General features: G+C 41.7%; 8 protein-coding genes. All 8 read right to left on the reverse strand.

What is annotated here, in order from left to right:
• Window positions 1-111 precede the first annotated feature (111 nt).
• Window positions 112-6,384 carry a P-loop NTPase family protein gene (locus tag ACYQ3Q_RS17815; RefSeq protein ID WP_459929869.1) on the reverse strand — a complete coding sequence of 2,091 codons (6,273 nt, stop codon included), beginning with the start codon at window positions 6,382-6,384 and terminating at the stop codon, window positions 112-114.
• Between the two features lie 509 nt (window positions 6,385-6,893).
• Complete coding sequence (locus tag ACYQ3Q_RS17820) at window positions 6,894-8,063, reverse strand: hypothetical protein (RefSeq protein WP_459929870.1); 1,170 nt, start codon at window positions 8,061-8,063, stop codon at window positions 6,894-6,896.
• A gap of 486 nt (window positions 8,064-8,549) precedes the next feature.
• Entirely contained in the window at window positions 8,550-9,260 is a 711-nt protein-coding gene (locus tag ACYQ3Q_RS17825) for a hypothetical protein (protein WP_459929871.1), read from the reverse strand.
• A gap of 96 nt (window positions 9,261-9,356) precedes the next feature.
• Window positions 9,357-9,665, reverse strand: a complete 309-nt coding sequence (locus tag ACYQ3Q_RS17830) for a BRO-N domain-containing protein (protein ID WP_459929872.1) — start codon at window positions 9,663-9,665, stop codon at window positions 9,357-9,359.
• A 21-nt stretch (window positions 9,666-9,686) separates the two neighbouring features.
• A complete protein-coding gene (locus tag ACYQ3Q_RS17835) occupies window positions 9,687-10,511 on the reverse strand; it encodes a DUF4373 domain-containing protein (RefSeq protein ID WP_459929873.1) in 825 nt (274 codons plus the stop codon).
• The gene (locus tag ACYQ3Q_RS17840; protein WP_459929874.1) at window positions 10,512-10,685 is read right to left on the reverse strand and encodes a helix-turn-helix transcriptional regulator; all 174 of its coding nucleotides are present in this window, start codon (window positions 10,683-10,685) and stop codon (window positions 10,512-10,514) included.
• Between the two features lie 240 nt (window positions 10,686-10,925).
• A complete protein-coding gene (locus ACYQ3Q_RS17845) occupies window positions 10,926-11,666 on the reverse strand; it encodes a PD-(D/E)XK nuclease-like domain-containing protein (protein WP_459929875.1) in 741 nt (246 codons plus the stop codon).
• Window positions 11,667-11,719: 53 nt separating this feature from the next.
• The gene (locus tag ACYQ3Q_RS17850; protein WP_459929876.1) at window positions 11,720-13,369 is read right to left on the reverse strand and encodes an AAA family ATPase; all 1,650 of its coding nucleotides are present in this window, start codon (window positions 13,367-13,369) and stop codon (window positions 11,720-11,722) included.
• Between the last annotated feature and the right edge of the window lie 39 nt (window positions 13,370-13,408).

Raw genomic sequence — 13,408 nt, forward strand, 5'->3', positions numbered from 1 at the left:
CTCCTTGATTATAGTTTTTCTAGTACTTGAAAAACTGTTAGAAGTTCTCAAGTTTTTAGAGATTCATATATTCAAGGTTAACATGACAAGTAATTTTAAGACAGGTACTCATTATTTACCGTTTACGTAAAGAGCTTGTCTATCAACTTTTAGACGCCACCCGCTTGACCGTACTGTTCTATCATAACGATACCTATCACCACTGTCGTCATCAGAATTGTCACCCCACGCTTCATAAGTGAAAATAATGTTACCATCATTGGTATTTACCCATCTAGCCTGACCATCATAAGTGAATGTCAAGTTTAAAGCAGTTGCAGTCTTTTTTGAAGGGATACATTCTATTTCTCGGACTCCATACCGCAGCATATCACCTTCATCAATTCCTGATGTATGTTCTGGATCATCAAGCCACCCTACAAGTTTGTATGGTGGACAATCAATTTCAAGTTCATCTCCAGCTGGTGGAATTCTGTAATCCCACGAATTATCAACAGTTTGTAGTGCTCGCACCAGAGAACTCGCAGTTTCTGGAGAAACAAGTGCAGTATTAACCCTTGCTGACGAATAAAAATCACATGACCGAGTATCATGATGACTATCAACGACAATTTTGTCCATAGGTTTAGTCAAACCTAACTCATTCAGAAATTCTCCTATCCCAACATCATCAACCCAAAGATCAAGATTCTTCTCAGGTGTAAACCACAATTGAGACTCTAGTGGTTTCGGACTCCGAAAATCCGCCAGCCATAATGGAGGAGCGCTAAGACATTCATGACGCAATCTGGACTCAAAACTATCGTATTCATCGTCTTTGTAATTTGCTAAAGCACGCGTTTGCATCAATTCGCCTATAGCACACCACATTGCATGCCATTCAAGGTGAGTACTGAAACGCTCTAGTACTGGTCGTGATCCATGCCTGTGATCCATTAAGGAATATGAACGTCCTGAGAAACGGTCTTTTCTTGGTTCTTCAATCCATCCCTCTTTGTCACCTTGTACACCCCAGTAATCGACAATCCACTTCTCAGCTACATCTAAGAACTCTTCATTGTTAACATCTGCAAAAGTACTAATAGCTCTGGAGTACCAATATGGCAGTGTATCCATGCTATCAAAGTGAAAGCGTCGGTCTTTCTTACCACTTTTACTTCGATTACGAAGGCTATGTCCATATGATTCTTTATATTTCTTCCTACGAATAGGGCTTATGTTTGCTTGTTCCAACAAATCAACCTGGGTTTTATCCAGTACAAATTCTCTACTTTTTTTAAGCTTATTAACAGCTGCTTTAGCAAATGAGCGTATAATGATATGGGGAAATTTCTCATCACATGCGATCTCAAAAAGTCTGAGACCATAAGGGTTAACTACTGCCGGTGTTTCACTGCAAATCCTATCAAATGAAACCATAAGCCAAAGACGAGCTGCAATCCAATAAAATGGAGCGTTATGGTCTCGGTAGCTCACTTCTGAAGTCCGGTCGTATAATTCAATTATCTTGCCTAGAATAACACTCTCTCCCATAGAGACTAAATTTCTAAGTGCATGCGCAGCACGCCACCTTGTTCTAACGTCAATATCCCCCATCATCGCATAAAGAAACCGTGCTAGACTTTCCTCTACTTTAATTGGAATGTCCTTTAAATCCCATATTTCCTGATCTTGAATAGGAATACGTTGAACTAATCGCTTAGAATAACGCTTAATGACCTGTGTAGCTTCACTCGGAGTACAATACTGCCCAACTATTCCAACAAGCGCGTACACAGACGAGGCACTTAATGTGTCAACGTGACGTTCTATCGCATCTAATAATACTGCACAAATATCATGATCATTTGCATCCGATTTTTCAATAAAGTATAACAGTTGAGAACGTCTTGAGTCATACCATCCAAACATCCCAGGAAGAAAGTCAATAATAACTTGGAGTAAACGTTCATGACACCACCTTTTTACAGAAGGAGATTCATTCCATTCATCTATTCTCGTTTTGAGCGTTTCAATGACTTCATAATCAGAAACATTTTGGCTTTTCAGTCTTGTCAAGGCCTCAAGATGTTTTACTCTTTTATTAAGTTTAACTTTTTTACTAATTTGGATTAGAATATTCGAAACTGAAACGAAGCCATCCGATTTTTTTGCTGTACTGTGAATTTGATTAATAATATTTGTTATTTCATCAGGATCAACAAAATCATATAAACTCAGATCAATTCCATAAAATAAGGCTTCATCTCCTACACTTGAGGAAGAACGAGAAAACGAAAAATTCTCCTTTGAAGTTGAATTAAAATATGCAGTATTGAATGCTGTTGCTTGCTTTAATTGTTCAAGCCAGAAGCTAGTTTTTTTACCCTTTAATAGTAAGCTAAGTTTCTCGCATACTTTTTCACGGCAACCTTTACCAAATCTCAATAATTCTTCTTTTGAAAGATGGTCGGCAAGTTTCTGTAGATCTACATTACCATTAACTCTTTCAGCTTCATCAACAATCCGGGAAATCAGTTCTTCATCAAGTTGATCGAATAGAAAAGATAGAGATGCCACTTGAATAGGGCTTACTTCTTGTATTTCTAGAGCTGTCTGTATAATAGATGGAAGAATCCTATCTTTGTCAATGATATTCATGTCATCCCACTTTGCTGCTGTAGCCAAAGCAAGACTCACATCAATTATAGCAAGTGCCTCTGCAGACTCATCCCATGGAAAATGGTCGTTACCATCTAAACGTACTCCTGCATCACTTGTAATAGTTGCTAAATCACAAGCTAACAATCTTCTTTCATCCAAACTCATACTTTTAACTGCATTTTGTGAAATTGGTTTAAAAAGTGAAATTTCAAAAATAGTATCTTCATTGACTTCTCCAGCTACCTCTATTGCCTCATTAAAAAAGCTTTCTGCATCACTCTCACTTATTGGTAAAAGAAGACGTGTAAATCTAACATACGCTTCAATTTTCTCTTCTGCTGATGTTCTCGTGAGCTTTACTCCTTCAGCGAGAGCTGTAATACTACTAAGAATCTTATTATGCAAAGATTGGTCAAGTGCAAACCTCTCAAGAACTTTTACTTTTGCAGGGTGAAATGGGCTTGAATTTGATTTTATAATTGAATTTGCACATTCCAATAAAAAATTCCGGTCATAATTCTGAATAACCATAAGACGAGTTATTGACAAAGCAACTTTTAATCTCATCTCTGAAGCATAGTATTCTCTATTAATTCTGTATTCCTGGTGGTGATACTGATTAATAGCATTATGCAGCTTTGGTGCAATTTCATTTATAGGAACCACTCCTATCAATGCTTGAGCTCGTACATCATAAATCTCAATCAAAGGCCCAATAAATGACTGTAGTTCCTCATTTTTATTGGTGTCTATCCTTTTTTGATTATTTTTTCCGTTCTCTAATTCACCCGATACCAACGGAGGATCGATCAAATATGTTTGTAAAGTAGTTTCATGTCCGGATAAGCGTTCAAGCAACGCATGTGCACGTAAGCTAAGATCAATTATCGAGACTTGAGAAGTGTATATTTGGTCGCGTTGCCTCACACTTTTGTCAGCAATTCTCTCTAGCACTGGAACAACGTTTTGTATTTCGCCACCTCTGGCAATAATTATCTCAACTGCTGTGAGGATTATCTCCAAAAACTCAACATCACTATTATCACTTTTCGTATTATTCCTTAATCCTTCGATCCGAATTAAACGTCGACGAAGAAGACTCTTAAGACCAGCTTCAAGCTCTGACAAATCAACAACCTCTCCAGCAAGTGCAAGAGGAGTAAGTAAAAACAAATTCCATGGTCTATGAATCTTAACCTCTGTTATACATCGCTTAATAAGGTCTATTTCTCCTGACGAAATTAGTCTATGAGAAATAATAGAAGCGACCCGTATTGCTATTGACTTTGGGTTCCATCGAAGAAGCATGTCCAAAGCCTTTTGGGGCCCAGATACACGCAATATGGCTTCAATTTCTGCAGCTATGTCATAATCTTCAATAGACCAACCCTGTGGCCTAATACCTGGGTTATTTTTTCTATGATCCTCATAATGTTTACTTCGGCGTTGCAACCAAGCACTAAGTTGTCTGTGGCCTTCACGGACTAAAATGCTATTTCCTTGCCGAGCATCAACTGCCATAAGTTGAAATAATAACGGACCGTGATTCTCTATTCTAATTGGATTACAAAGAATTGATCTATTTGCAGTTTCACGTGCAAAATTTGCAGAAAGGTCTGGGTTATCAATGAGCAATCGATGAATAACCGTATTAGTTTTTAATGCTTCAGCACCAATAAGTACAGTCATTATAGCATCAATAGTATCACCTGATTCTCTGCAAACCTTCATTGCAATACGAAGTCGCTGTAAATGGGTTTCCCTTCTTAAGATTGGATCGGTAATAGCTTTCGGCTCACTCTCTGTACTTATTAACTCAATTATCTCTTTCCCACGTCCTGCTATAAACAATGCTTCAGCAAGATGAGTTGCAGCATAGGCATCCTGTTTATGCCGACTCATGAAATGAATAGCAATTCTTTCGCGGACTGAACTTAACTGATCCTTTGCCTCGTCACGTATAAATTGTTCAAAATCTTCATCTGCAAAGCCAATTGTCCCATTTATTAATCTGATTCCGGGAGCAAGATCTGCACAGAGGTCACATATATGTGACTCACTCATTCCAGAAATTCTAGAAAGGTCAGTAATTGGTACAGGCCTTGGTAAGGCAATAATACCCGAACAGAAAACTTTAATATCATTTTCGTTTCCTGCCTTTTGAAGGGCATATTCTAGCTGGCTTTGAAAAACTTGATCGAGACCTTTCCCGTTTGGACGAAGATACTGCAACGCAAGAGAGGTGTTTCCTCCTGTGTAGTCCAATGAATATCTCTGCACTCGTGGATTACCACGTGAAAGATAATGAAAGTCTTCAATCCAACTATCAGGTACATCATTCCATATCGCTCGCACATTAATAGCAGTTTCATCCCATGTGAACACACTAATCTCCATTTCAGAAAAACTGCGATGAAGATTGAGTGAAGGTAGACGGCCAGTACGTGCTGTGATTATAAAACGGACGTTTTCAGGCAGATCACCCAAAGACATGAATTCATGCATAAAGCTTCTTTCTGGAGGTGACTGCATCCCTGCAGCTGTAACAGAATTATCGGCAGCGTCAATTGCAATCACTAGCAGTGCATCAGGGTTCGTAGATGCAACCACTTGTGAAGCTCTTTCTAAACGCTTTTTGAATGCTTTTGGGTAGTCTAAATTTTGTGATTTATTCATTAGCAATGGAAGCTGAAGCTGGCGAGATAAATCATTTGAAATTTGGAGAAAAGCTTCTGGTGACCTATGGCGGTACGCATCGGAATCAAGATATCGACCATCACCGTAACAGTCGAAAATTATGACAACAGAGTCAGATGGTAATAACTTTTCTATCTCTTGCAATGTAGTAGTCTTTCCACATCCTCCCTCTCCATGGAGGCAAATACGTTGGTTGCCACTTAATATTTGTTCAGTTATTTTTCGAGAGGCATCTCTTACAATGAGCTGATCAACCCTTTTCATAATTGTTGGGCACGGAAACAGTGCACGAGAATCTGAGAATCCCAAACATACTAGTATAGATTGTCGAGTTAAGACCTCACCCTTTGATTCCGGCATCATAGCACGTCGTATAAAGCGTAAGAGCTCGTTTACTATCACCCGCGCATCATCATCTGTCCAATCGGAAATAGTAGTTAGAACACGCTCTTCAATTGCAAACCGTGATTCTCCACCACATTCTGAGAAATTAATACTTTTTATGAAAGAATCGAAATCCTTAGTATCCAATCCACTCGCTTCTCTAAGTGCATCATGAACTGCTTTACTATTCGCATTTTGCTTTTCAAGAGACTCAAGTACAGCCGAATCGACTTGCTGATTACTTACAAGACGTATCATTAAATTCCTATTTTCAATTAGGTCAGGGCGCTTTGTCTTCACTCCTATGAAGGCTTTAGCTAGTCTTCCTATGACTGAATTATCATGTTTTTTGTTTGTACTATGGGTTAAGCGAGCTAGCGTCCACGTCTGTTCAGGATTAGCAGACGAGTATTTCAACTGGTCAATCACTATCCGTTCAGCTGAAGCAATTTGATCCCCGCTGTAATAAAAGGTACAATCCACGCCATCCCATGTATCAAGGGGTAATCCATTTTCATCTTCTACCCTTACACCTTCTACTGTTACTGCAGAAAGCTTTGTATCTTGATCAAGAAGAGCTAATGCTTGGCGAAGAGCCCATAATTCATGAAAATCATCTCCCGCGTTTGAACCACGAGCACCACGGAAATCATATTTCATTTTTATTCACCTTCTATACCCTATTTACTATACAAAATGATAATTATAACATCCAAAACAAATTTAATTGGACTTCCCATTATAGACAAAATGACCAATTCATTCCGAAATCATCCTCGCTTAGAGCACCATTTGTATACGCTTAAGGGGGATTAATTCTAGATCACCTAATCATCATCGCATAACTTCTTTGCAAAGTAAGGGGAATCCTGTCTTGAAAATAATAAATAGATGAATATCATCGAAATTAGATATATAACACAAAGAAGGCCCAGTTTCATGCTGGGCTAACGTTAATACCATTTTAGAGGAGTCTACGGTCATCTTGAAAAGGCAGCACCTTTAAGAATTCTCTCTTTTAACCAGACGGGTATGCCGTGGCTTTTGGCATGACCGCGGTTATCCTGCTTTTGGCCGGCTTGCCTTTGCTGCTGGGGTTTAACCCCACCAGGCAAAGTCTTTCCGGCCAGTTTCGTCCGCTCAGAAAAACCTACGTTCGTGGGAACATATCAGCGTTCTGACAGACTGAAATATATGTTTTCTCGATCAAAAAGAAGCTCCATTGGTTGATTATACAACTTATTAACAGCGTTGATATTTTCTACGAATGGACGAACATAGCTACTTTTGTTGTTCACAAATTGCGCCATAGTCTGTTCTGTCTTTCTTGAACTGAATCTTCCCAGTCGGTTACTTGTTTCAGTCAAGGTTTCGTCAATCTGAGATTTACTGACAATGGGGACCTTTGCTACAACATCTCCGGCAACCCTATTAATACTTGCTAACCCACTTAACAAATGAGAATGTATAGAAGACTTAGAATATCCTTCAATCTGGTCATAGCACTTTGTATAGAATTCACGATATTGATACGAATAATCCTCTATTTTGTGAGCAACACTATCAAGGTATGCCGATTCAAAGTTTTCCAGTAACATCACTTCAAGGAAGGACGAGAACGCGTATAAATACAACGCAAGTTGATAGTCTTTGAACTCGGACTGTATTTCTTTCGACTTGTTCTTTACGTCTTGGTCGCTATGAAGGAAAGATTGTTTATTGATTTTTTTATCTATTTGTTTCCGGTAAAAAATTATGCTTTGTTCCGCATCCCGTTTGATTTCCTGTACTTGGATATGCTTGTTGGTTTTGTATTTTTCATTATTCCAATTGTATTTATAGTTATTATGAACATCCGCCAGAACATTGAGGTTACCTCTAAGTTTTGATTTTTCCTTTTGTTCCAAAAATTCAATGATTTCTTGCTGAATTTCTTGGATGCTATCAAGTTTTTTATTTATGTTCATGAACATAACTGCCATAAACAACATCGTTGGATTACAAACGAGAGGATTCAGCCTTGCATTTCCGACGAGTCCAGTTTCGTTCACAACAGTTGCCGTGAATCCACTTCCATCATGAAATTTTGCCAAATGTCCACTTACTCCTTCAGGGATAGTTACTCTGTACAATCCGCTCCCTGCACTCTCGCCACCGGTATGAATGATATTTTGAAACACTGATACTAAAGGTTCAAAAGCAATCCCCAATGCAGAGACTTCTGCTAATGGTAATTTCGTGTATTTTTCTATACTGATTTCATCTTCTCGGGCAGAAGGATAATATTCTACATCCGTCATTGCTTTTACTATCTGATTCTTCTTATAGTTCTCTTCCATGATCAGTTCCCTCTTTCTAGTCACAGGTAATTCACCTCTAAAATACTTTCAACATTTTTCTTCTATTTCCTGCCAAGATAACATAAATAATCCAATATAATATAAAAAGCCAGGCCGTTCAATAAACGACTTGGCAGCTAATATACATGTTTTCTTTTCTCTTTTGCCCGAACGTTGGGACTGTGCTACGGTTTATTATTGATTCAGTATTAATGGTAGCCTAGTTGTTGTTTTTTGCTACATTATTATTTAACCCGCAATAGAGCATATAAAACAAGGTTCCTTTTTTGACAGACGTTTCCCTGAGTATACTCCAGATAATCTAAAAAATTCCCACCAGCTTTCCCAAGACTTAAAACTTATCAAAGTTCTTAACCGATAAATTCTTTGCTTTTAAACAGATCGCTGTCATTTCAATGAGTGGAAAACCCGTCCCATCTTGAACCCTCTAAGCTAGCAAGTAAAGGCTGTTGATGTTTTATCCTCCTACAAATGAAACTCTTCCGCCCTCTCGGCGCTCATCTTTGTGTTCTGCCTAGACTCCGGCGTTTGCTTCCGCCTATTTTTGACAACTCTCGCTAACAACTCCCTGATCTGGTCCGAGTTAGCGTCTATGTCCACGATCCCTTCAAGTTCCTCGTCGTTCTTCCTACGACCATCAAGGTTCCTTGTCTTTGGCTTAGGAAGTTCCAGAACTGGACTATTCCCCATTCCCGCCATGAGTTCCTTAAGCTTTTGCGGGGTATTGGCGTCCATCATCTCTCGTTTTGCTAGGGTTTCATAGGCCATGCGGAACTGTGCTCTATTAATATCATTCTCCTCATTGAGACAGAAGGCCTTGAACCCTCCCAGGGCATTCAGGGTTGCCCTATTGATCGGAGTGAGTGAATCGAGGGCTTGTTCGACTCGATGCACGCCGAAGTTTCTTATGGCCCTTAAGACTTGATCATAGGCTTCCGGCCAGGGTAGGGTTTCTCTCCCTGTTACCTCCAGGGCTGCCTTTCGAAAGACGGCCGGCATCGGCAAGAAGGGATTCTCTAAGGTGGCTAGGATTCGTTTCCCGCCCACCATCGCCACTTCAAACTCTAAGTCGTTTAACAAATCCCAGTAGACTTGCGTTCTCTCCGGTGAAGGGTTTGTATCTGTTGTCACGCTGGAAATGTATCGGAAGAACTTTTGAAATTCTGCCTTGGTCATTTCGTCCATCCCCTCTCCTCTGTTATTTGCGTGTTCGTCGATGGTATAGAACCACGAAGGCTCGTGCGACACTTGCCATTTTATTGAATCGCTTTTTTATTGAATTCCCGGTGACCAACACAGGATAAACTCAAAGGCCTTTGCTTCGAACTTACGAGAGCCAAGGACTAATGAGTACAGTCCGTATTCATTGACCGTCCACATGCTTTGCCGTCCACCAAGGGTATCCATAGTTCTTAGACCCTTTTCATCGTCATCGAGCCTGCCAACGACCACCGTTGGATTAATAAGCCCTAAAATTCTGCAAACATCCTCGACAGAGAACCACGGCTCTCCCCCCTCAATCAGGACTCTGACTTCTTGTTTACCATAGTTAAACAGCTGTGGTATCACGCATTTTTCCATAAGCTAACGTCTCCTCCTTTCTTACGTTTGTCCTTCCTCCATCCCCTCTGTCATGGCGGCCCACTGATCGATGGCATCAAAGGATCTCGGTCGGTTGATTTGTTTCCCTGGGCTTCCCCTTAGTCTTTGCTTATCTTCGTTGAATCGCTTCAGCACCCAGCCCACTCCGACCATCGTGTGATAATCAGATGTGTTCGGCTTGTTCCCTTTGGTGAGATACCAGTTATCAAGGATGGCGATCATCTGCTGCGTATCTGCTTCTCCATGGTGAGCGATTAACTTTCCGTATTCCGATTCCAGTAAGTGCACCTTTTCGCCATAGACATTTTTAACGACTTTCAGCTTAGTGCTCTTCTCTTCTTCTTTACTCTCCTTTAATCTCTCCTCTTCTTTACTTTCCTTTAATCTTTCCTTTCCTTTCCTTTGTGGCGTTTCTGCCTTAATTTCTGGGGTAGTTTCTGCGTCAGAAACCTTTTTGTATTTAGACCGCATGGATTCACGCTTTTCTTGCACAACTGACGCTCTTTTCTTAATGCCTGAGCTGGTTAAAACCCCTCGTTGCTCATAGGCTTCTCGATCAAAGCACTTTCGCTTCAAGGCAGTTTCCAGCATTCTGTCGAATTGCTCCTGCGTTACTGCTACCTTCCTGCAGAGTATCTGGATCGTTTCTGCGTCAGAAATGTCGAGCTCAAACTCTGCCGTTCTATAGATCCTTTCTAAGAGGATAAAATAGAAAGCATAGCCATCGTTGCCATATAAAACTCTGAGTGCTTCAATCTTCTCGTCGTTCACCGCATCACTGTCGTGTGGGAAGTAATCCATACCATCCTTCTGCGGCCTTGCCATCTAATCACCTTCTACTAGAGTGAAAATATTATCAAAGGGAACACCAAATATCTCCGCTAGTTTCTTAGCCAACGCCGGAGTTACTCCCGCTTTCCTTGCTAAGTCAGTTCCCTGCATTCCCTGATTGATTCTTAGCTCAGATAACTTGAAGCAATCCGTTTTTATCTTTACCATCTAACCACCTCCATTCTCTTAACTAACTTACCTAGGAAAGAAGATACATAAAGGACCAGGAGCCAAGTTAATCAGTCCCTTTTTTTATTCCCATACAACTTACCTGCGCACTTCGTACAAATCCACGTTCCCCCGAATTTGATCACCTTATGATCCTTACAAAAGGCACAAAAATTGGTTTTTCTCTTCATCGGTTTCCTCCTTATCCTTCATGGCCTTGCTTCGATCTGGCCGAATCTCCTATAATTCCAAATAATGAACGGCAGCAGTTAAGACTTTAGTCGACCGACAGTAATCGCACCTCTCGCATCGAATCGGCTCTTCCAGTCCCGCCTTCACCCGGATAATACGGGGCATAGCCAGTTCAACATGAGCCAACTCGACTTCTAACCGAGCAACGTCCGTCAGGTTGATAATCGCCTTGTCGGGAGATTTCTCCTTGGACACCGCGACGATCAGAAACTCCGACCAGTCTCGCGGGTCGCGACCCATTGCCAGACGCTCGATCTCGCTATATATAGCCATTTTCAAGGGATACTTATAAGCCTCGACGAACGAGAGCTTCTTCCTAGCCACATCGTCCCATACCTTCTCCGTAATGCTCCTAGTAGTTGTTAAGTCCATGATTTGGCGACGCTCACTGCTCAGGACGTTCATACTAATCTTCCAGGGTGCGCCATATAGTTCCGCTGTCATGATCGTTTCCTTTTCCCCGTCCAGATAAGACATCACGAACGGATCTTCCTGGAGACAGTCAATCATTGTATTCGCGAGTAGATATTCGGACCTCAAAGTTTTGGCTTTTGTAAACATGCTGGGGTGATTCACCCTAAACTCATCTTGCGTGCCGGCATTCCAGCTATGCACATATTGGCCCACCTCCTGAGCAGTGGTGGGCACGTCCACCCAGACATCGGATAACTTCGCCATTTCTCTTGCCTCGCACTCATAGACAAAACCCGTGTACTGGCTACGCGACATATACTCGAGATTGGCTGCGAGGCTATGGTAATTACCCTGCGTTAATTCAAGCATTAAACGTCCCCATTGACGGTTCCATCCGATACGTTCATGGCCAAGTCTCCGTCCTCTGTCGATACCACGACATATTGAAACTCATCCTCGCTGATTTCCTTCTCAATCCACGTCCGCTCCGTCGGATTAATCTTGTTCCAGCCATCCAGACATATTAATTTCAGCTGACCGGCTTGAGCTTTGGCGACTCTGAAGGCTAATTCCAACTGCTCACCCTCGCTCAGCCCATCAATGAGCGTCTTCCCGATTCGTATTTTCCCCTCACCATCCACAGATAGTCCTGGGATCGGCAGTGCTGCCGTTTTGAGTAGCTCCGTAGGCATCTCGCGACCTTTCTCTATTCGAGCAGTCAGGACACTAGCGAGTTCTTCGCGCGGTGCTAACTTCTCACGAATCAGCGACGCCATCAAATCGTAATCGCGCAAAAAGCTCTGCATGTGCGCCACTTGATCAGCTGCTTGCTTTAGTGGCTCGACTTCGACCGGTACGGTCTGTGCCAAGAGTTTCCGTGAGCTCTCGATCTTGGCTTCTTCGGTCTTGATCCGCTCGTCCGCTTTTTCACTAATGCTGAGCAGTGCGTTCTCTTCGTTACCTACGAGAGTCGTGAGTTCCAAGTCATTCCCATAGATCGTTTTTTCACAGTTCGCAACCTGTTGTTCGAGGTCCTTAACTCCGGCGTGGATCTCCTGCCTTGCCCGCTCCTTCTTAAGAGTGTATTCATCCCTGAGCTGCAAATATTTGCGTTCAAGTTCGAGGTCAAAGGCATCATCCGACTGCTTCATCGTTGGGTCCTTCTGGGCAATAGTGTTTTTCAGGGTCTCGATCTTGTGTACATTCTCTTGCCGATATTCCTCGATCTCATGGCGCGTTTGGTTCATCTCGTTGCGCTTGGTTTGCTTTTCGGTCTCAGCTTCCGCTCTAATCGTTGCCTTACGCCCTTCTAATCCCTCAATCATGGCTGCGGCATTTTCTCTCTGCTGATTGAGTTGCTCGGCGTCAGAAACCGCTTTGTAATACTCAGAAACTTTTTTCAGTCTCCATTCTTCCCCGTCATAATTTTTGGGAAGTTCATTTTTATAGCCTGTCACTTGAGCCTTGATGACCACGATTTCACGATTGACCACTTCGCGCTGACTAAAGTAATTTTTAACGATCTGGCCAAGCACTTGCAAGATATGCTCGTCATAGTCAATGTCGGTCGGTATCTCGCCGAACCAGTTGGAGATGTCGTCCATGGTCCAGGAAATCTCCAGTAGGTTCAGAATAATCTTGGCCTGTTCGGTTGGAGATTTTGTGCAAAATTCCAAGGGCTTGAAAAGTTCACCCTTGAGAAATTGCTTGAGAAATTTCTCTGTGCTCGGGACGGCTTGGCCTGCCTTTCGAACTTTCAAATAATCCGCTTTATTGGTCCGGAGTTTACGATCGATCTCGAGTCCATCATCTGTCTTGATAAAGATCGTCGCATCGTCTTCACCATGGCGGATGACTTCAACTCGTTGGCTTTTATTGCTGAAGCCCTTTTCAATGGCTTCGATGATACTGGTTTTACCAGACCCCATCCGACCAGTTAGGATATTTATTTTACCCAGATCAAACTTAAATTCCGATATCCCCACGAAGTTGTTGATCTCTAGTCTCGATATCTTCAATCTAAATCATCCTCCCAATCGTCTTCATCCTCGTAGAAT

The organism is Desulfosporosinus burensis (genome assembly GCF_054657535.1).